General features: G+C 66.5%; 17 protein-coding genes and 1 tRNA gene. 4 read left to right on the top strand and 14 right to left on the bottom strand.

All coding sequences use genetic code 11. The annotated features are described in order from the left end of the window. Positions 1-67 precede the first annotated feature (67 nt). From NNY25_RS04440 to NNY25_RS04410, 7 genes are all read right to left on the bottom strand, one after another. The gene (locus NNY25_RS04440) at positions 68-193 is read right to left on the bottom strand and encodes an entericidin EcnAB (protein WP_265570144.1); all 126 of its coding nucleotides are present in this window, start codon (positions 191-193) and stop codon (positions 68-70) included. Between the two features lie 197 nt (positions 194-390). Continuing rightward, entirely contained in the window at positions 391-531 is a 141-nt protein-coding gene (locus NNY25_RS04435) for an entericidin A/B family lipoprotein (RefSeq protein ID WP_265570143.1), read from the bottom strand. A gap of 98 nt (positions 532-629) precedes the next feature. Continuing rightward, positions 630-1,424, bottom strand: a complete 795-nt coding sequence (locus tag NNY25_RS04430; RefSeq protein WP_265570142.1) for a thymidylate synthase — start codon at positions 1,422-1,424, stop codon at positions 630-632. 38 nt (positions 1,425-1,462) lie between these two features. Further along, entirely contained in the window at positions 1,463-2,158 is a 696-nt protein-coding gene (locus tag NNY25_RS04425) for a class I SAM-dependent methyltransferase (protein WP_265570141.1), read from the bottom strand. Further along, positions 2,148-3,275: a peptide chain release factor 2 gene (gene prfB / locus NNY25_RS04420; protein ID WP_265570140.1), complete on the bottom strand. Its 1,128-nt coding sequence runs from the start codon at positions 3,273-3,275 to the stop codon at positions 2,148-2,150. Before prfB ends, NNY25_RS04425 begins: the two co-directional genes overlap by 11 nt. Before the next feature lie 36 nt (positions 3,276-3,311). Continuing rightward, complete coding sequence (locus tag NNY25_RS04415) at positions 3,312-5,870, bottom strand: penicillin-binding protein 1A (protein ID WP_265570138.1); 2,559 nt, start codon at positions 5,868-5,870, stop codon at positions 3,312-3,314. 44 nt (positions 5,871-5,914) lie between these two features. After that, complete coding sequence (locus NNY25_RS04410; protein WP_265570136.1) at positions 5,915-6,787, bottom strand: N-acetylmuramoyl-L-alanine amidase family protein; 873 nt, start codon at positions 6,785-6,787, stop codon at positions 5,915-5,917. A gap of 381 nt (positions 6,788-7,168) precedes the next feature. Between NNY25_RS04410 and NNY25_RS04405 the strand changes: the two genes are divergently transcribed. The 3 genes from NNY25_RS04405 (at position 7,169) to NNY25_RS04395 (ending at position 11,881) form a co-directional block, all read left to right on the top strand. After that, the gene (locus tag NNY25_RS04405) at positions 7,169-9,742 is read left to right on the top strand and encodes an Rne/Rng family ribonuclease (RefSeq protein WP_265570135.1); all 2,574 of its coding nucleotides are present in this window, start codon (positions 7,169-7,171) and stop codon (positions 9,740-9,742) included. Positions 9,743-9,818: 76 nt separating this feature from the next. Next, positions 9,819-11,174 (top strand): M48 family metalloprotease, encoded by a 1,356-nt coding sequence (locus NNY25_RS04400; protein WP_265570133.1) that lies wholly within the window; start codon positions 9,819-9,821, stop codon positions 11,172-11,174. Next, positions 11,174-11,881: a DsbA family protein gene (locus NNY25_RS04395; protein ID WP_265570132.1), complete on the top strand. Its 708-nt coding sequence runs from the start codon at positions 11,174-11,176 to the stop codon at positions 11,879-11,881. Before NNY25_RS04400 ends, NNY25_RS04395 begins: the two co-directional genes overlap by 1 nt. Here NNY25_RS04395 and NNY25_RS04390 read toward each other — a convergent pair. After that, on the bottom strand, positions 11,878-12,570 hold the full coding sequence (locus NNY25_RS04390) for an RlmE family RNA methyltransferase (RefSeq protein ID WP_265570130.1): 693 nt from the start codon (positions 12,568-12,570) through the stop codon (positions 11,878-11,880). The genes NNY25_RS04395 and NNY25_RS04390 overlap by 4 nt on opposite strands. Further along, complete coding sequence (locus NNY25_RS04385; RefSeq protein WP_420854311.1) at positions 12,567-13,649, bottom strand: Ppx/GppA phosphatase family protein; 1,083 nt, start codon at positions 13,647-13,649, stop codon at positions 12,567-12,569. The genes NNY25_RS04390 and NNY25_RS04385 overlap by 4 nt, the downstream gene beginning before the upstream one ends. Positions 13,650-13,767: 118 nt before the next feature. Here NNY25_RS04385 and NNY25_RS04380 point away from each other — a divergent pair. Continuing rightward, positions 13,768-13,841, top strand: a tRNA-Gln gene (locus NNY25_RS04380). A 38-nt stretch (positions 13,842-13,879) separates the two neighbouring features. Here the strand turns inward: NNY25_RS04380 and NNY25_RS04375 are convergent. From NNY25_RS04375 to NNY25_RS04355, 5 genes are all read right to left on the bottom strand, one after another. After that, positions 13,880-14,389 (bottom strand): response regulator, encoded by a 510-nt coding sequence (locus NNY25_RS04375; protein WP_265570128.1) that lies wholly within the window; start codon positions 14,387-14,389, stop codon positions 13,880-13,882. A gap of 139 nt (positions 14,390-14,528) precedes the next feature. After that, positions 14,529-15,116: a cell wall hydrolase gene (locus NNY25_RS04370; protein ID WP_265570127.1), complete on the bottom strand. Its 588-nt coding sequence runs from the start codon at positions 15,114-15,116 to the stop codon at positions 14,529-14,531. A 294-nt stretch (positions 15,117-15,410) separates the two neighbouring features. Then, entirely contained in the window at positions 15,411-17,228 is a 1,818-nt protein-coding gene (gene typA / locus NNY25_RS04365; RefSeq protein WP_265570126.1) for a translational GTPase TypA, read from the bottom strand. A 100-nt stretch (positions 17,229-17,328) separates the two neighbouring features. Continuing rightward, positions 17,329-18,357, bottom strand: a complete 1,029-nt coding sequence (locus tag NNY25_RS04360) for a TIGR00341 family protein (protein ID WP_265570125.1) — start codon at positions 18,355-18,357, stop codon at positions 17,329-17,331. 10 nt (positions 18,358-18,367) lie between these two features. After that, complete coding sequence (locus tag NNY25_RS04355; protein WP_265570124.1) at positions 18,368-18,778, bottom strand: MarR family transcriptional regulator; 411 nt, start codon at positions 18,776-18,778, stop codon at positions 18,368-18,370. Positions 18,779-18,840 lie beyond the last annotated feature (62 nt).

Below are 18,840 nucleotides of genomic sequence, written 5' to 3'. Positions count from 1 at the left end.
CTCGGGCAAAAAAAAGAGGCCCCGCAGCAAAAGCTGCGGGGCCTTTTTCTTGTGGTCGGTGCGATCCCTAGTTGATCGCGTCCTCGGTCGCATTGGCGGCCGACTGGAGGTCCTGGCCCGCTCCGCGCACCGTGTTGCACGCGGCCAGCGTGAGCGCGGTTCCGAGGAGGAGGACGGTCATGATCTTCTGCATTGGTACAACTCCGTTAGCGATGTCTCGCCCAACTCATGGCAAATCGAAACCGCCGGCGTAAAGCCTTGTTCGACGGTCCGGCACCCCTAGCTTCCCCTTCGCGACCTTGATGTCGGCTGAACCGGCCCACCGGGCAGGAAAAAGCCCCGCCGCGACGAAGCGCGACGAGGCTTTTGCTGTAATGAAAAGAAGCGGGACTAGCAGTCCTGGCCTTCCAGCACGTCTTCACCGCACTGACCGGCGGATTCGATATCCTGGCCCACGCCCTGCACGGTGTTGCAGGCGGCCAGGGTGAGCAGGCCAGTGGCCATCAGCGGCATCAGAATCTTGCGGATCATGCGACATCTCCTGTTGTGGTAGTCGCTGAACGCGAGAGGCACCGAAATAGTTTCGCTTCGTCAACAAGCGGCGGCGAAACGCCTTGTCCGTGCGACCGTCAGACCGCAACCGGTGCCTTGATGTGGGGATGCGGATCGTAGTCCTTGAACGAAAAATCCTCGGGTTCGTAGTCGAACAGTCCCTGGCCGCGATCCGCGATTACCAGCGTGGGAAGCGAACGCGGGTCGCGGGACAGTTGCTCGCGGGCCTGTTCGACGTGGTTCGAATAGAGGTGGACGTCCCCGCCGGTCCACACGAAGTCGCCGACCTCGTTCCCGGTCTCCCGGGCAAGCATGTGCGTCAGCAGCGCGTAGGAAGCGATGTTGAACGGCACGCCGAGGAAGAAGTCGGCCGAGCGCTGGTAAAGCTGGAGAGACAGCTTGCCGTTCGCGACATGGGTCTGGAACAGGCAGTGGCACGGCGCGAGCGCCATCTCGGGCTGCTCGGCAGGGTTCCACGCGCTCACGACCTGGCGGCGCGAGGCGGGATCCTTGCGGATCAGGTCGACCAGCTCGGCGATCTGGTCGACGGTGCGTCCGTTGCCGCCCTCGAAGCGCCGCCACTGCTTGCCGTAGACCGGACCCAGGTCACCCTGCTCGTCGGCCCATTCGTCCCAGATGCTGACCTTGCGGTCCTGCAGGTAGCGCACGTTGGTGTCGCCCCTGAGGAACCACAGGAGTTCGACGATGATCGAACGCAGGTGCAACTTCTTGGTGGTCAGCAGCGGAAAGCCCTTGGAGAGGTCGAAGCGCATCTGCGCGCCGAACACGGACAGGGTGCCGACCCCGGTGCGGTCGGCCTGGACCGCGCCCTCGTCGAGGATTCGCTGCATGAGATCGAGATATTGACGCATGGTCGCAGCCTAGCCGGTTGACCTTGTCGCGCAAGCGTTCAGGTGCAGGGCTCGATGTCCCGCGGCTCGGGTCGCGGCGAGGCGATCACGAAGGCCGTGAAGTAGGCGTCCGCGCCCGCGATTTCCGCACGGCGGACGGGCTTCAGCCCGAGCGCGGCGAACTCGCAATCGAGCCGCGCGGGCGGCATGCCGTGGCGCTTGATGGGCCGGTCGGCATCGACCACGATCACCTCGCCCTTTTCGGCCAGCCCCGCGCGCAGGTTCCACAGGAACTCGTAGGGCTCGGTAACCTCGTGATACATATGGACGAGGAAGATACGGTCGAAGCTTCCCTCGGGCAGCCGCGGGTCCTCGGGTGCGCCGAGCCGCACCGCGACATTGTCGAGTTCCTCGCGCTGGATGCGACGCACGAGGGCATCGCGCACCTCGGGGACAATGTCCTGCGCGAGCACGCGGCCCGTCTCGCCCACCGCGCGCGACAGGCGCACCGTGTAATAGCCCTCGCCCGCCCCGATGTCGGCGACGACCATGCCCTCGCTCACGCCCGCCAGCGTCATCACTTCCTCGGCCTCGCCCAGCCGGTCGCGCGCGTCCTCGGTCGAGAAACGATCGGAGACGATCGGCGCGACGTCGCGGCGCGGCTCGGGGAACCCGTCGTTCGCCTCGCGCGCGTCCCCGCGGCACGCGCCGAGCGCGAGCGCGAACAGCGAGGCAAGGACGAACCTAGTCGACATCTTCCACGTCGACCTTTTCGCCCGTGACGCGCTGCGACAGGGCGGCGGCCATGAACTTGTCGAGATCGCCGTCGAGAACGTCGCCAGGCGCTGTCGAGGTGACGCCGGTGCGAAGGTCCTTGACCAGCTGGTAGGGCTGGAGGACGTAGGAGCGGATCTGGTGCCCCCAGCCGATGTCGGTCTTGGACGCGTTGGCGGCGTTGGCCTCTTCCTCGCGCTTCTGCAGCTCGGCCTCGTAGAGGCGCGCCTTGAGCTGCTTCATCGCCTCAGCCTTGTTCTTGTGCTGCGAACGCTGGTTCTGGCAGGCGACGACGATCCCCGTCGGCACGTGCGTGATGCGCACCGCGCTGTCGGTCGTGTTGACATGCTGCCCGCCCGCGCCCGAGGCACGATACGTGTCGATGCGAAGGTCGCTCTCAACGATATCGATATCGATGTCGTCGTCGACTTCGGGATAGACCCACACGCTGGAAAAGCTGGTGTGGCGCCGCGCCGAGCTGTCGTAGGGCGAGATGCGCACGAGGCGGTGCACGCCGCTTTCGGTCTTGGCGTAGCCGTAGGCGTTCTCGCCCTTCAGCAGCAGCGTCGCCGACTTGATGCCCGCCTGCTCGCCCGCGTGATGGTCGATCAGTTCGACCTTCATCCCGCGCCGCTCGGCCCAGCGTGTGTACATGCGCTGGAGCATCTCGGCCCAATCCTGACTTTCGGTCCCGCCTGCGCCCGCATTGACCTCGACATAGGCGTTGTTGGCATCGGCCTCGCCTGCCAGCAGCGCCGCCACCTTGTCCTTCTCGGCGCGCGCGGCGAGTTGCTCGAGCGAGGCGACCGCATCGTCGACCAGCCCCTCGTCGCCTTCCATCTCGGCCATTTCCATCAGTTCGAGCGTGTCGGCGAGATCCTTCTCGATCGCGCGCGTCGCCTTCATCGCCTCGTCGAGGCGACCGCGTTCGCGCATCAGCTCCTGCGCCGCCTTGGGATCGTCCCAAAGCGTCGGGTCCTCGACCTTGGCATTGAGCTCGTCGAGCCGCTTCGACGCCTTGTCCCAGTCGAGGAAGCGGCGCAGCAGCGCGGTGGCTGCGTTGATCTGGTCGGCAAGGGCCTGTGCCTCGGCACGCATGGCAATCGTCTTTCGAAATTCAGGGTCGCGGGCGCGTTAGTAGATGCCGCCCTGTCGTTGCAAGAAATCGTCGTCCGCGGGCTGCGCGGGGCGCTGCGGACGCGCCTGCGGGCGCGGGTTGGCCGCATCGGGGCTGGCCCGCTTGGGCGTGTCGTCCTCGTCCTCGTCGATCCGCGCGCGCCAGCTGCGCCGCGGCTCGGTCTCGGGCTTGAACGCTTCCCAGATGACCGCCGACTGTTTTTCCTCGCTGGTCGGGAACTCGCCGAAGACCCGCAGGCCCGTGCGACGGTCGATGCGCACCATCCGGATGCCCTCGGGCGCACGGAACGGAATCTTGGGCCGATCCTTGAGGACCTTCTCGGCGAACATCATGAACACAGGCCCCGCGGTATTGCCGCCCTGCGCGTAGCCGCCAAGCTTGCGATTATCGTCATAGCCGACATAGGTGCCGGTCACGATTTCCTGGGTCCCGCCGACGAACCACACGTTGGTCGGGCCAGAGGTCGTCCCGGTCTTGCCGAACAGCTCCATGTCGAGCGCGGCAAGGCGGATCGCGGTGCCGCGTTGGACCACGCCGGTCATCACGTTGACCATCTGGAAGGCGGCCTGCGGATCGACCAGCTGGCGGGCACGGCTGGGCGGACGCGGCATCGCCTTGCCGTCATAGTCCTTGGCATTGCAGCCATCCATCAGCGCGCAGCGATTGTCGGCGCGATAGACGACCTTGCCGCGCCGGTCCTGCACGTAGTCGATCAGCGTCGGCTTCACCTCGCGCCCCTGATTGGCGAGGATCGCGTAGGCATTGGTAAGGTTGAGCACGGTCGTGTCGCCCGCGCCCAGCGCCATCGAGATGTAGGGCTCGTATTCGCCGACCCCGAGCTTCTTCGCATTGGCGACGATCTTGCCCATGCCCGTCTGGTTCGCGGTGCGCACGGTCATCAGGTTGCGCGACTGTTCGACGCCCCAGCGCAGCGTCTTGGGGCCGGCATACTTGCCATCGAAGTTGCGGAAGCATTTCTCGCCGAGCCCCGCGCCCTGCCACACGCAGAAAGGCGCATCGACGATGATCGAGGCGGGCGTGAACCCGTTCTCGAGCGCGGTCAGATAGACGATCGGCTTGAAGGCGGAGCCAGGCTGGCGCTTGGCCTGCGTCGCGCGATTGTAGGACGAGCCGAGCACGTCGAATCCGCCCTGCATGGCAAGCACCCGGCCGGTCGCGACTTCCTCGGCGACGAACCCGCCCGACACTTCGGGGATCGAGCGCAGCGCGTAGCTGCCGTTGCCGACGTCCTTGACGACAATAATCATGCCCTCGCGGAAGTGGTCGAACGCCGCGCCGCCGCCGCCGCGCTTGGGCTGGGTCGCGGCCGAGCGCGGCAGGCTCGCCGTGGTACCGTCGGCAAAACCGATCGTCGCGCGGCGCCCGTCCTTCTCGAGCACGACCGCCTTCTTCCAGTCGGGAAAGCCGGTGCCGACCGCCGCGATGCGCAGCTGGCTCTGCCAGTCCTGGCTCATGTCGATGCTCATGCCGAGATCGCGCCAGCCCTTGCCCCCGTCGAAGCGGGCCAGCTGTTCGCGCATCGCCTCGGCGGCGGCGTCTTGCATCCTTGGGTCCATCGAGGTGCGCACCCACAGACCGCCGGCATAGACGCTGTTCTCACCGTCCTTGGCTTCCTCGCCATAGTCGGCGAGCAGGCGGCGACGCACTTCCTCGAGGAAATAGCCGCCGCGTTCACGGAACGGGCTGGCAGAACCTTGCGGGATCGCGGTCAGCTCGATCGATGACGCGCGCGCGCGCTCCGCCTCGGTGATGAAGCCGTTGTCGGCCATCTCGCGCAGCACATAATTGCGCCGCGCAGTCGCCTTGGCCTTGTTGCGCACCGGGTGATAATTGCTCGGACCCTTGGGGATCGCGGCGAGGTAGGCTGCCTCGTGGAGGTCGAGTTCGTCGACATCCTTGTCGAAATAGGCACGGCTCGCCGCCTGCACGCCATAGGCGTTCCGCCCCAGGAAGATCTGGTTGAGATAGAGCGAAATAATTTCCTGCTTGGTCAGCGTCGATTCGATGCGAAAGGCGAGGATCGCTTCGCGCACCTTGCGCACCGGGGAATAGCTGTCGTCGCCTAGGAAATGCTTGGCAACCTGCTGGGTGATGGTCGACCCGCCCGGCGTGCGCCCGCCGCCGACCACTGATTTGGCGGTATAGTTGAAGACCGCCTTGATCAGCGCGGGATAGTCGATCCCGCCGTGACTGAAGAAGGTCTTGTCCTCGGCCGAAATGAAGGCCTCGACGACGAGATCGGGATAGTCCTCGTAGGCGAGACTGACGCGCCGCTCGCGCGCATAGGTCGCGATCGGGTCGCCGTCATGACCGCGCACCATCGTGGGCAGCGCCGGTTCGTACGCGAGAATGTCCTCGCTGGTCGGCAGCTTGGTGGCGATGAACACCCACATCACCGCAACCAGCAGGAACCCTGCGGCGCCTATCAGGGCGAGCCGCCGCACCCACCGACGCGCGAACAGCGGCGCGACGCGGCTACGCACACGCTCGTTGAAGGCGACGAGGTCGGGAAGGGGAATCCGGGGGACGTTCATGGCTCTCGAACAGGCTCTAGCGCCTCGTGCGGCGCGCGCAAGCTTCAGCGCGATGCGAGATCGGCCTCGATGGCGAGCGCGAGCGCCTCGACGAGGGGCGCTCGCCCTTCCTTGCTTCCCAGTCGCGCGGCGTCCGCGTCGTTCGAAATATAGCCCGCCTCGACCAGCACGCCGGGCGACTGGGCGCGGCGCAGCACGACGAAGTCGGCGAACTGGTGCGGGGTCGGGCGGAGCGGCACGCGCCCTTCGGCCCGTCGCAGGAAACGGCGCGCAAAGGCCGCCGAGGCGGCCATCTGGTCGCGCAGTGCGAGGTCGGTGAGGAGACCTTCAACCGCGTTGTCTTCGAGCGTCACGACCTGCCCCACCCGCTCGCGCTCGGCGCGAACGAGCCTCGCCGCTTCCTCGGTCGAGGCGACGTCGGCGAGTGAATAGACGGTGACCCCGGTCGCCTGCGGGTTGGGTGCGCTGTCCATGTGGATCGAGACGTAGAGCGCCGCACCGATCGCGCGCGCTACCGCCGCACGCTGCTCGAGCGAGAGGGTCGCATCGCCGGGTCGGGTCAGCGCGACGCGCACCCGCCCCGCCTCGGCCAGCCGCTCGCGCAATTCCTGCGCGGTGGCGAGCGTGAGGTCCTTTTCCTTAAGGCCGCCGGGCACGACCGTTCCGGGATCGCGGCCCCCGTGGCCGGGATCGATCAGCACGATCGGCCTGCCCGGCACGCGTGCCTCGATGATCGCAACCGGTGCTTGTGCATCGCGCAGCGCGACGGTCACTTCCCCGCGCCCCGCTTCTCCGACCATCCGTTCGCGGGCGGGCGCAGCGGGGGCATCGGGCGCCCCTGTCCCCAACCCTCGCCACGCCACGACGGCGACGAGCGCCGCCGCGACCAGAACGGTGATGATGGGCCCCCTCCGCATGGCAACATCCTTGGGCGAAGGACACCGCGCCATCAAGTCCCGTCGGTCCGGTAGCGAAACGGGACGGGAATTGGTTGCGGGCGCGAAGCGGCAATGCTAACCGGAGCGCCGGTAACGGCCTTTCGATGGCCGAAAACCGCCGAGCGGCCATTCCGGCCGTCGGTCCACGAGGTTGACGCCGCATGACGCCACAGGACGATATCCGCGCAGACGCATCCCAGCGTCGGCGCGCGTCTTTCACCGGAAACCCGGTGATGGCCCACGCGGCGAAAGCAGTTTCCGTTCAGTCCGCCCTCGCCCCCGGCATGATGCCGGCCGCGTGGGCCGCAACCATGGCGCGCCGCCTGATCGCAAGGTCGCCGCGCGCCCGGAGAATTTTGAATGTCCAAGCGCATGTTGATCGACGCGCGCCACCCGGAAGAGACCCGGGTCGCAGTGGTCGATGGAAACCGGATCGAGGAATTTGATTTCGAATCCGCCGAGCACAAGCAGCTCAAGGGGAATATCTATCTTGCCAAGGTGACCCGCGTCGAACCGTCGCTCCAGGCGGCGTTCGTCGACTATGGCGGCAATCGCCACGGCTTCCTCGCCTTCAGCGAAATCCATCCCGACTACTACCAGATCCCCAAGTCCGACCGCGACGCGCTGCTGCGCGAAGAGGCAGAGCATGCCGCCGAGGAGGCGCGCCTGCGCGAGGAAGCCGGCGACTTCGAGCCGGTCGACGGCCATCACGACGACGACGGCCTTGACGATCGCCCCGAGGAAGACGGCGTCGAGGGGGCCGAGGAAGTCGGCACCGAAAGCGACCGTTCGCCGGTCGACGAGAGCGCGGTCCACGAGGTGCGCAAGAAGCGCCAGGCGCTGCGCCGCCGCTACAAGATCCAGGACGTCATCCAGCGCCGCCAGGTGCTGCTCGTCCAGGTCGTCAAGGAAGAGCGCGGTAACAAGGGTGCGGCGCTCACCACCTACCTTTCGCTCGCCGGCCGCTATTGCGTGTTGATGCCCAACACCAGCCACGGTGGCGGCATCTCGCGCAAGATCTCGAACGGCTCCGACCGTAAGCGGCTCAAGCAGATCATGGCCGATCTCAGCCTCCCCTCGACGATGGGGCTCATCGTGCGCACCGCGGGCCTCCAGCGCACCAAGACCGAGATCAAGCGCGACTTCGACTATCTCGCCCGCCTGTGGGACGAGATCCGCGACAAGACGCTCAAGAGTTCGGCGCCCGCGCTGATCTACCGCGACAGCGACCTCGTGAAACGCGCGATCCGCGACCTCTACAGCCGCGAAATCGACGAAGTGATCGTCGAGGGCGAACCCGGCTTCAAGGCGGCGCGCGGCTTCATGAAGCTGCTGATGCCGAGCCACGTGAAGCGGGTGAGCCTGTACGACGATCCCACCCCGATCTTCCAGCGCTTCGGCATCGAAGACCAGCTGTCGGGCATGTACCAGCCGGTCGTGCAGCTGAAGTCGGGCGGCTACCTCGTCATCAACCCGACCGAGGCGCTGGTGTCGATCGACATCAACTCGGGACGCTCGACGCGCGAGCACAACATCGAGCAGACCGCGTTCGCCACCAACCTCGAGGCGGCGCGCGAGATCGCCCGCCAGCTGCGCCTGCGCGACATGGCGGGCCTGATCGTCATCGACTTCATCGACATGGAGCAGAACAGCCATGTGCGGAAGGTCGAGAAGGCGATGAAGGAAGCGCTCAAGAACGACCGCGCGCGGATCCAGGTCGGTCGCATTTCGGGCTTCGGCCTGATGGAAATGAGCCGCCAGCGGCTGCGCACCGGCGTGCTCGAAGCCTCGACCCACGCCTGCCCGCACTGCGAGGGCACCGGCTTGATGCGCACCGCATCGAGCTCGGGCCTGTCGGCGCTCCGGATGATCGAGGACGAGGCCGCGCGCGGAAAGGGCAGCAAGATCCTGCTCCGCGCCGGGCACGAAACCGCGATTTTCCTCTTGAACAAGAAGCGCGCCGAACTGGCCGAAGTCGAGGAACGCTACGGCGTTACCGTCGAGGTCGACATCGACGAGAATTTCGAGGGCGCCCGCATGAGCGTCGAGAGCCAGGGTCCCAAGCCCCAGCGGCGTCCGCAGGCCCCCAGGCCGATCGAGACTTACGAACCCGACCTCGACGAGGACGAAATCGAGGACGAGGACGAGACGATCGAAGCGTCGGACGAGGACGAGAACGAAGACGACGACGACAAGCCCAAGCGTCGCCGCCGCCGTCGTCGCGGCGGGCGTGGTCGCCGTCGCCGCGGCCGTGATGGCGAGGAGCAGGGTTCGGACGACGAAGGCGAGCCGCAGGGCGCCATGCCGGACGCCGACGCCGACGCCGACGCCGATTCCGGGGAAAAGCCCAGGAAGACGCGCGGTCGTCGCAAGAAGGTCGACGAGGAGTCGCCTGCCGCCGACGCGGCGCCTGATGCCGACGCGGACAGCGAGGACAAGCCCAAGACGCGCCGCCGTCCGCGCGCTCGCAAGGCTGCCGAGACCGAGGCCGAAACCGTGAAGGAAGAGGTCGCCGCCGAGGACAAGCCCAAAAAGGCGACCCGCTCGCGCGCCAAGAAGAAAGACGACGCCGACACGGCGGCTCCTGCGGCTTCCGAACCCGCGGAAGAGAAGCCCAAGAAGGCGACCCGTACCCGCAAGAAGGCGGACGATGCGGCCGCGAGCGAGGCCAAGCCGAAGGCAACCCGTACCCGCAAGAAGAAGGCGGACGATGAGCCTAAGGCGGAGTCGGAAGGCGACGACACCAAGAAGCCCGCGCGGTCGGGTGCCAAGAAGGCCGATACGGCGGCCAAGGCGACCGACAAGCCTGCAAGGAAAGCCGCGCCGAAGTCGGCGAAGGCCGCCGCACCTGCCGACAATGACGGCACCGCAACCGAGGGCGACAGCGACGACGGCCCGCCCCGCAGGGGCTGGTGGCAGCGTACGTTCGGCTGATCAAGACCGGGGCCGCTCCTTCACGGGGCGGCCCCTTTCATTTGCGGTTCAGCCCCCGGATGGTTCAAAAGGCCCCATGACGCGCGCATCCCATTCCGTCCGCTGGCTCTTCACGCTGCTGCTAGCCGCGACATTGTTCGCGAGACCCGCCGCCGCGCAGACTGCCCTGCGCGATGCGGAGACCGAACAGTTCGTCGACGACATCGCAAAGCCGCTGGTGGAAGCGGCGGGGCTGCGGCCCGAGAATGTCGACTTCGTCCTTCTCAACGACGACAGCATCAACGCCTTCGTCGCGGGCGGCCAGGTCGTCTACATCCACTCGGGGTTGATCGAGGAAGCCGACCATGTCGGCCAGCTCCAGGCCGTCATCGCACACGAACTAGGTCATATCGAGGGCGGGCACGTCGTGCGCATGGCGGGCGGCGCGAAAAGCGCGACCGGTATTTCGCTGGCCTCGCTGCTCCTGGGCGTGGCGGCGATTGCGGCGGGTGCAGGCGATGCGGGCATGGGCATCATGATGGCCGGCCAGCAGGCGGCGCTGACCAAGTTCCTCGCCTTCACGCGGACTCAGGAAACCTCCGCCGACATGGCGGGCGCGCGCTACTTGTCGGCGGCGGGCGTTTCGGGACGCGGCAGCCTCGAATTCTTCAAGAAGCTGCAGAACCAGGAATTCCGCCTCAACATTCCGCAGGAGGACAGCTACTGGCGCACCCACCCCTTGAGCGGGGAGCGCATCGCGTCGCTGAGCGATATCTACCAGCGAGATCCCGCGTGGGACCGCCCCGTCGACCCGTTGCTCAACGCCCGCTTCGACAGGGTCAAGGCCAAACTGATCGGCTATATCGACCCCAAACGGGCCGCGCGCGACTATCCGGCGAGCGACCAGAGCGTGCCCGCCCATTATGCCCGCGCCTACGCCTATCATCGCGGCGCCTATCCCGAACAGGCGATGGCCGAGGCTGACACGCTCGTCGCGGCCGACCCGACCGATCCCTATTTCCTCGAGCTCAAGGGCCAGATCCTGCTAGAATCGGGCCATCCCGACCTCGCCATCGCTCCTCTGCGCCGTGCGGTCGAGCTGGCGCCTGAGCAGACGCTCATATCGACGACGCTCGCCCACGCGCTCGTGTCGACCGAAGATGCGACCTACTACAAGGAGGCGGAGGGGCTACTGCGCGCCGCGGTTCATCGCGACCGCGAAAATCCCTTCGCCTGGTTCCAGCTCGGCATGATCTACGACCGCGAGGGCAACGAGGCCGGTGCCGCCCTCGCCTCGGCCGAGCGCTTCAACCTGATGGGCGAACACAAGCTCGCCCTCGCCAGCGCGCAGCGCGCCATGGCCGGCACACCCGAGGCGAGCCCGGACTGGCTTCGCGCGCAGGATATCGCCATGGTAAGCGAGACGGCGATCAAGAAAGACAAGGACAAGTAATGGCGAAAGCGGCGTGGTATGCGGGCCTGGGTGGAGGACTGCTCGGGGCGGTCGCGGGCGTGGGCATCCTGATGATGGCCGGCCCAGCCATGCTCGGCGAGCGGTTGGTGCGCGACACGATGACGGCGCATCCCGACATCCTCGTCGATGCCGCCGACGCGCTGCGGGACCAGCAATATGCGCCGCTGATCGAGAGCAATCGCGCGCTGCTGGAAACCCCGTACGGCTCCAGCTGGGACGGGGCCAAGGAGCCCGAGGTCGTTCTCGTCGAATTCTACGACTATGCGTGCGGTTTCTGCCGCCAGGCCAAGCCCGATATCGACAAGCTGGTCGCCGAGGACGAGGGCCTGCGCGTCGTCTATCGCGAACTGCCCGTGCTAGGCCCCGACAGCGTGATCGCGGCCAAGGCCTCGCTCGCCGCTTCCAAGGCGGGCCGCTTCCACGACTTCCACGAAGCACTGTGGGCGCTCGGTCGCCCCAACGAGGAAAACATCACGCAGGCGCTCACCAAGGTCGGGCTCGACCTCAAGGCGATCGAGGACCCCGCCTTCGACGCGGAGATCGAGCGCAATTACGAGCTCGCGGGTCTGCTCGGCGCGACCGGGACTCCGCTGTTCGTCATCGGCAACCGGGTGATCAATTCGGCCGACGGCTACCAGGCCTATTCCGACGCGGTCGCTGCCGCGCGGCGCGCCCGCGAGGGCTAGGCCTCTCCCGTCCCGTCGCGGTGTCCCTTGAAGCCCTGCGCGACCACGTACCATTCGCTTGAGCCCTTGCGGCTGGCGGGCGGCTTGGCATGCTTGACGCTGGCAAAGTGGCGCCGCATCTGCGCGACGAGATTGTTGTCGGCCCCGCCCGCGAGCACCTTGGCGACATAGGTGCCGCCGGGCGCCAGGATCTCGGTCGCGAACTCCAGTCCCGCCTCGATCAGCCCCATCGTGCGCAAGTGATCGGTTTGCTTGTGCCCGACCGTGTTGGCCGCCATGTCCGAGAGCACCACGTCCGCCTCCCCGCCGAGCGCGTCCTTGAGGAGTTTCGGCGCCGCGTCGTCCATGAAGTCCATCTGGAGGATGGTGACGCCGTCGATCGGGTCGGTCTCGAGCAGGTCGATGCCGACCACGCCGGCCTTGGGCGCGCGCTGGCGCACGACTTGCGCCCAGCCGCCCGGCGCGATGCCGAGATCGACCACGCCCTTGGCGCCCTTGAGGAACTCGAACCGGTCGTCGAGCTCGATCAGCTTGTAGGCGGCGCGGCTTCGATAGCCTTCCGCCTTCGCCTTCTTGACGTAAGGGTCATTCAATTGCCGCTGCAACCAGCGCGTCGAGGACGCACTGCGGCGCCGCGCGGTCTTGACCCGCTCCTTGCCGGCGCGCCCCGAGCGCGGCGAGCGGCTCACAGCTGGTACCCGTCGCGCATCATCAGCGAACGCAGGATGCCCTCGCGGATACCGCGATCGGCCACGCCCAGTTCGGACGCCGGCCAGATGTCGAGGATCGCCTCGAGGATCGCGCAGCCCGCGACCACCATGTCGGCGCGTTCGGAGCCGATGCACGGCAGGGCCGAGCGGCCGGGGAAATCGAGTTCGCTGATCAACGTCGAGATCTCGCGCATCGACCCGGTCGGGACCTTGAGCCCGTCGACCGCGCGTCGGTCGTAGCTCGGCAACTGGAGGTAGACGGAAGCGAGCGTCGTCACCGTCCCAGACGTGCCGAGCAGGCGGATATCGTCGCGGTCCTTGGGGAGCCACTCGGCGAAGCGCGCGAAGCCGCGGCGCGCGCGCTCGCGCATCCGCTCGTAGGCCTTCAAGCGGTCCGGCCCCTCGATCGCCTCGCGGCCTTCGCTTTCGGTCAGCGAGACAACCCCCCACGGCGCCGACCACCACGCGCGGATCTTGGGCGTCTCCTCGTCCGGTTCGACCAGCACCAGCTCGGTCGAGCCGCCACCGATGTCGAAGATCACCGCCGGCCCGTCGCCAGGTCCTAGCAGCGTGTGACAGCCCAGCACTGCCAGTCGCGCCTCTTCCTGCGGCGGGATGATGTCGAGCGCGATGCCCGTTTCGCGGCGCACGCGGTCAATGAACTGGCGCCCGTTGACCGCGCGGCGACAGGCCTCGGTCGCGACCGAACGCGCCAGTGCGACGTTGCGGCGCTTGAGTTTCTGCGCGCAGATGCCGAGCGCGCCGACCGCGCGATCCATCGCGTCGTCGCTGAGACGACCGGACTGGCTCAGTCCCTCGCCCAGCCGGACGATGCGCGAGAAGGCGTCGATGACGGTAAATCCGCCCTGCGTCGGGCGTGCGATCAACAGGCGGCAATTGTTCGTGCCGAGGTCGAGCGCGCCGTAATTGCGCTCGGGAACCCGCCGTGGTGGCGGCTTCTTGCCTCTTCCTCCCCTGCGGCGGGGCGGCGGCGCCTTGGCAGCATCGGGCTGCGCCATGGGCCTTGTCCATTCGTTCTTCTGCACCGCGCGAGCCATTCCGCGCGGCTGACCTGTGGACAGCCTTACCCGCTTTTGCGTGTTTTAGGCAACCGGGCGTCAAAGAGGGCGTTGACAGGGCGGCGCGTCCTTCCTATTCGGCGCCCCCGGCAGGCATTGCCCCATCGTCTAATGGTAAGACTACGGACTCTGACTCCGTCAATTGAGGTTCGAATCCTCATGGGGCATCCAGCCGCCGCCTCCCCGGAAAACCGAACGCGCTCCGCCCTCTAGTGGCTCTGCGTCTGCGTGCCCGCGATCCAGTGTTCGAGGCGCGTCCTGAGGCTCCTGCGCGAGGGAATGAATCCCGGCGCCTCCTCGTCCTCCGTCCCGTGCTCGTAGAGCAGCAGATTGTCCGGCAGCTTCTTGCGCAGCACCTCGCGCCCGCGCATCACGTCCTCCGCCGCTGCCAGTCCGCGGTGGACGTCCTCGGCGGTGAACGGCTTGACCAGGCACCCGAGCGCCAGGTCGGGCATCGGGAAGGAGGGTGCCTTGCCGGTGACGAAGAAGGTGGGAATGCCCAGATCGGCCAGCCGGACTGCCACCGCGAACCCGGTCGATCCGTGCGCCAGCTTGAGATCGACGAGCGCAAGATCCGGATCGTACCGCTCGGCCGCCTCGATCGCCCCGGCCTCGTCTTCTGCGGTCGCCACGACGCGGTAGCGCGGATTGTCCTCCACCAGATATTTGAGCGTGACGGCAAGCTGCGCGTCATCCTCGACGATCAGCATGTTGAGCATCGCTTTGGCTCCCCCCTTGAGGCAACCGGAAAAACGGCTGCGGGCCAGTCACATAAGACAGGAGCGCCACCGCTTTCCCCAATCCCCGTTGAACGGGGTTTACGGCCAGCCGTGGCGCTCCAGCGATGTCAGGAGGATTTTAGGCGCGGTAGAAGATGTGCACGCCGACCTTGGTCACCTGGTTGAGGTTGCGACGCCACGTCGGCGCGACATAGTCGGCATGGTACCACAGCACGTCGCCGCGAACGATTTCGCTTGCCCCGTCGATCGCGATGCGCGCGATCGCCTTGGCATCTTCCCAGGCCTCGTACTCGGTGACCTTGGGAAAGCGACCGTTCTTGACGAAGCTGAATTGCGCTTTCTGCTTCACGACCGAGCACCAGTCCGAGGGGTACTGGCCGCTCTCGGCGCGGTTCAGGACCACGTCGGCAACCGCAAGCTGGCCCTCGAGGCTCTCGCCGCGCGCTTCGAAGTAGACCGCGGTCGCAAGGCAGTTGGCCTCGCGATCGAGTGCATCGCCACCGCGATACTCCTCGACCAGCTGGTCGAGCGTCTTTTCTTCGCTTTCGATGGCCGCATCGGCGGCCTGTTCGACGGTATCGCGATCGAAGACCGCCTTGACCACCGGAATGTTGTTCATCGTCTGTGCCAGCGCCTGCGACCCACCGGTCGACAGCATAATACCGGCCATCGCCGGCAAGATGCCGGCCCCCCAAATCCGCTTCATGTCCGCTCAAAAACGTGCGGCCAGTCATTCGCCGTGTCGGTGGCATCGCATCCCGGGGGATGGGCCAGCGCGCGGGTAGCTCCTGTCCGTCTCGCACTCGAAAACGATCACCCTCCACGGGACCGTTTTCCCTCGCTCTTTCCGTTACAGAGCCCAGATAAGGATTATGCAGACAAACGCAAGTTTAACACTAGATCAACCGTTCCCGACTTGAGACGAACGGGGCAACCCACTGTAAAAACTGAACAAATATTCAGTTGCAGCGCACAAATCTGAATATCCGTTCAGCTTTCATCAGGCATTTTCAAGCTTGCGCGCGTGCTTCTTGCGCTCGTGCGGGTCGAGGTGGCGCTTGCGGATGCGGATCGTCGTCGGCGTGACTTCGACCAGTTCGTCGTCCTGGATGTAGGCGATCGCCTGCTCCAGCGTCATGCGACGCGGCGGGGTCAGGCGGATGCCTTCGTCCTTACCGCTCGCGCGGAAGTTGGTCAGCTGCTTGGACTTCTGGGCATTGACTTCGAGATCCTGCGGCTTGGCGTTCTCGCCGATGACCATGCCCTGATAGAGCTTCTCGCCGGGCGAGACGAACAGGATGCCGCGATCCTCGAGGCTGTTGAGCGCGTAGGCAACCGCCTCGCCCTTGTCCATCGAGATGAGCACGCCGTTCTGGCGCCCCGTGATCTGGCCCTTGTAGGGGCCATATTTCTCGAAGATCCGATTCATGATCCCGGTGCCGCGCGTATCGGACAGGAATTCGCCATGATAGCCGATGAGGCCGCGCGAGGGCGCGCTGAACGTCAGGCGCGTCTTGCCGCCGCCCGAGGGACGCATGTCGGTCATCTCGGCCTTGCGCAGCGCCATCTTCTCGACGACCGTGCCCGAGAATTCGTCGTCGACGTCGACAACGACCGTCTCGTAGGGCTCTTCGCGGCCGCCCTCGCCCTCGCGGAACAGCACGCGCGGACGCGAGATCGACAGTTCGAAACCCTCGCGGCGCATGTTCTCGATCAGCACGCCGAGCTGCAGTTCGCCGCGCCCGGCCACTTCGAACGCGTCCTTGTCGCTGCTTTCGGAGATGCGGATCGCGACGTTCGATTCCGCCTCGCGCTCGAGGCGGTCGCGGATCACGCGGCTCTGCACCTTGTCGCCGTCCTGGCCGGCATAGGGGCTGTCGTTGACCGCGAAGGTCATGCTGAGCGTCGGCGGATCGATCTCGCGCGCGGCGAGCGGTTCGGTCATCGCCGGCGTGCCGATCGTGTTCGACACGGTCGCCTTCACGAGACCCGCGATCGCGACGATGTCGCCCGCCTTGGCCTCTTCCACCGGCACGCGCTCGAGCCCTTCGAACGCGAACAGCTTGGTGCAGCGGCCTTCCTCGACCTTGTTGCCCTTGACGTCCAATGCCTTGATCGGGTCGCCGACCTTGAGCGTGCCGCTCTCGATGCGACCGGTCAGGATACGACCGAGAAAATTGTCGCGGTCGAGCAGCGTGGCGAGCATCTTGAACTCGGCCGTCTCGTCGAGGCCCGGCTCGGGGACATGCCCGACGATCTTCTCGAACAGCGGCGTGAGATCGCCCTCGCGCACGTCGTCGGTAAGGCCGGCATAGCCCGCTCGGCCCGACGCATAGAGGACCGGGAAGTCCAATTGCTCGTCATTGGCGTCGAGGTTGAGGAACAGTTCGAACACTTCGTCGAGCACTTCGGCCGGACGCGCGTCGGGGCGGTCGATCTTGTTGACGACCACGATTGGGCGAAGCCCGAGGCCGAGCGCCTTGCCGGTCACGAACTTGGTCTGCGGCATCGGCCCTTCGGCCGCGTCCACCAGGAGGATCACCCCGTCGACCATCGAGAGGATGCGCTCCACCTCGGCGCCGAAGTCGGCGTGACCGGGCGTATCGACGATGTTGATGCGCGTGCCGTTCCATTCGACCGAGGTGCACTTGGCGAGAATGGTGATCCCGCGCTCCTTCTCGAGGTCGTTCGAATCCATCGCGCGTTCCTCGATCCGCTGGTTTTCGCGGAAGGTGCCCGACTGGCGGAAGAGCTGGTCGACGAGCGTGGTCTTGCCGTGGTCGACGTGCGCGATGATCGCGACGTTGCGAAGAGTCATGATTATTTTTCCAACAGGGAGTTTTCGGGCCGCGCCCTACAGCATCGGCGTCGATGCCGCAATGCAACATGATTGAGGCGAGATGGTGGCGCGTGCAGCGCTAGAGATAGGGAAGCGCGGGCGCCGCGATTCCGAACAGGGCACGACCCGAAATGGCTGCGAGGAACAGCAGCAGCACCAGCGCCCAGACGGCAAGGATGCCGCCCGTCATCCGCCAGCTCTTGGGCGGCAGCCCCTGCGCGAGGAAGGACGCAATCCCGGCAAGGTTCACCGCAACGAGGTTCGTCACGAACAGATAGAGCGCACCGTAGGCTAGCGTCTCGTGCCCGTGCGCGAGGAATAGCCCCGCGGCTGCCAGCGGCGGGACGAGAGCGACCGCGATCATCACCCCGACCAGCGACAGCGCCCGGCCCCGGCTGAAGGCGAGCACGCCTGCCGTCCCGCTGGCCAGCGCCAGCGCGACGTCAGACGGCTTGACCGAGGCGCGCAATCTCAGTTCGTCGACGCCGGGATCGACGTCGATCAGCAGCCCGAGGAGAAACGTCACCGCGACCGCTGCCAAAGCTCCTGCCGCGAGCGCGACTGCCGCCCGCCGCGCGAGCCTCCCGTCGCCGACCGTCGCGCCCAGCGCCAGTCCCATCGACGGGCCGAGCAGCGGTGCGACGACCATCGCACCGATCACCACTGCCGTATTGCCCGCGCGCATGCCCAGCGCGGCGATGATCGCGGATAGGACGACCATGGCGAGGAAGGCGGGCGTCAACTGGACGCTCGGCGCGATATCGTCATGAAGTTCGTCGGTGCTCAGCCGGTCGCGGCTGAAGAAGGCTTCGAGCGCTGAGGGCGGTGCCAGCGTGATCGGCAACGCCGTGGCGCGGCTCTCCTCGAGCGGAGGCACCAGTGCCTCTGTCTCGACGACCACGGCCTCGAAGCCCTCGATGTTCCCGAATTGCTTCTCGATATCCTCGAGGAAACGCTCGACGTAGCGGCTCTGGACGAGGCAGCTAAATTGCTCGAACGGCCCAGGCACGCTGACGCGCCAGAAGCGGCGGCAATGGCGTTCGATCAGTGCCTTCGCGTCGGCGACCTCGGCATCGGGGACGATCACTTCGACCAGCCGCGCCGCCATCGCCCTGCCTTCAGGCCATGCGTTCGAGGATTTCGACCGCGCGTTCGATCGCGCGCAATTCCGACTGGGCGAGCCGCCTCAATTTCTCCGCGAGCGGCCCGCTGTCGAGTCCGCCATCGTCGAGCAGCAACTGCCCCGCCTCGGTCAGGCGAAGCTGGAGCCGTCGGCGATTGTCGGGATCCTGCTGCCGGTCGACCAGGCCTTCGCGCACCGCGGCGTCGACCGCGCGGCTCAGCGCGGGCGCCCCGCGCTCGGTCGCTTCGGCGATCTCTCCCAGAGTCGCGGGCTGGCGCGATGCGATGGCGTGCAACATGGCGCGCTTCTGCCGTGCCGCGCGATCGTCGTCCCGATTGACATCGAGCGCCTCGATGATCGCTGCCAGCCGCTCGGCCAGCAGGTCCGGTGATGCCTGTCCCCACATGGATATTGACTCTAACGAACATTTTCCGCGTGGCAATATTGCAGATCGAAAACTATGGGGCG

It is taken from the genome of Sphingomicrobium nitratireducens, from assembly GCF_026157035.1.
GTDB classification, from domain to species: domain Bacteria; phylum Pseudomonadota; class Alphaproteobacteria; order Sphingomonadales; family Sphingomonadaceae; genus Sphingomicrobium; species Sphingomicrobium nitratireducens.
The sequence above is the reverse complement of the archived record's forward strand: the minus strand, read 5'-3'. Positions and strand labels throughout refer to the sequence as shown.

What these genes read in the sequence shown, in the direction of transcription:
- NNY25_RS04440 (WP_265570144.1), bottom strand. Translation starts at nt 193, where the DNA reads ATGCAGAAGATCATGACCGTCCTCCTCCTCGGAACCGCGCTCACGCTG.
- NNY25_RS04435 (WP_265570143.1), bottom strand. Translation starts at nt 531, where the DNA reads ATGATCCGCAAGATTCTGATGCCGCTGATGGCCACTGGCCTGCTCACC.
- NNY25_RS04430 (WP_265570142.1), bottom strand. Translation starts at nt 1,424, where the DNA reads ATGCGTCAATATCTCGATCTCATGCAGCGAATCCTCGACGAGGGCGCG.
- NNY25_RS04425 (WP_265570141.1), bottom strand. Translation starts at nt 2,158, where the DNA reads ATGTCGACTAGGTTCGTCCTTGCCTCGCTGTTCGCGCTCGCGCTCGGC.
- prfB (WP_265570140.1), bottom strand. Translation starts at nt 3,275, where the DNA reads ATGCGTGCCGAGGCACAGGCCCTTGCCGACCAGATCAACGCAGCCACC.
- NNY25_RS04415 (WP_265570138.1), bottom strand. Translation starts at nt 5,870, where the DNA reads ATGAACGTCCCCCGGATTCCCCTTCCCGACCTCGTCGCCTTCAACGAG.
- NNY25_RS04410 (WP_265570136.1), bottom strand. Translation starts at nt 6,787, where the DNA reads ATGCGGAGGGGGCCCATCATCACCGTTCTGGTCGCGGCGGCGCTCGTC.
- NNY25_RS04405 (WP_265570135.1), top strand. Translation starts at nt 7,169, where the DNA reads ATGTCCAAGCGCATGTTGATCGACGCGCGCCACCCGGAAGAGACCCGG.
- NNY25_RS04400 (WP_265570133.1), top strand. Translation starts at nt 9,819, where the DNA reads ATGACGCGCGCATCCCATTCCGTCCGCTGGCTCTTCACGCTGCTGCTA.
- NNY25_RS04395 (WP_265570132.1), top strand. Translation starts at nt 11,174, where the DNA reads ATGGCGAAAGCGGCGTGGTATGCGGGCCTGGGTGGAGGACTGCTCGGG.
- NNY25_RS04385 (WP_420854311.1), bottom strand. Translation starts at nt 13,649, where the DNA reads ATGGCTCGCGCGGTGCAGAAGAACGAATGGACAAGGCCCATGGCGCAG.
- NNY25_RS04375 (WP_265570128.1), bottom strand. Translation starts at nt 14,389, where the DNA reads ATGCTCAACATGCTGATCGTCGAGGATGACGCGCAGCTTGCCGTCACG.
- NNY25_RS04370 (WP_265570127.1), bottom strand. Translation starts at nt 15,116, where the DNA reads ATGAAGCGGATTTGGGGGGCCGGCATCTTGCCGGCGATGGCCGGTATT.
- typA (WP_265570126.1), bottom strand. Translation starts at nt 17,228, where the DNA reads ATGACTCTTCGCAACGTCGCGATCATCGCGCACGTCGACCACGGCAAG.
- NNY25_RS04360 (WP_265570125.1), bottom strand. Translation starts at nt 18,357, where the DNA reads ATGGCGGCGCGGCTGGTCGAAGTGATCGTCCCCGATGCCGAGGTCGCC.
- NNY25_RS04355 (WP_265570124.1), bottom strand. Translation starts at nt 18,778, where the DNA reads ATGTGGGGACAGGCATCACCGGACCTGCTGGCCGAGCGGCTGGCAGCG.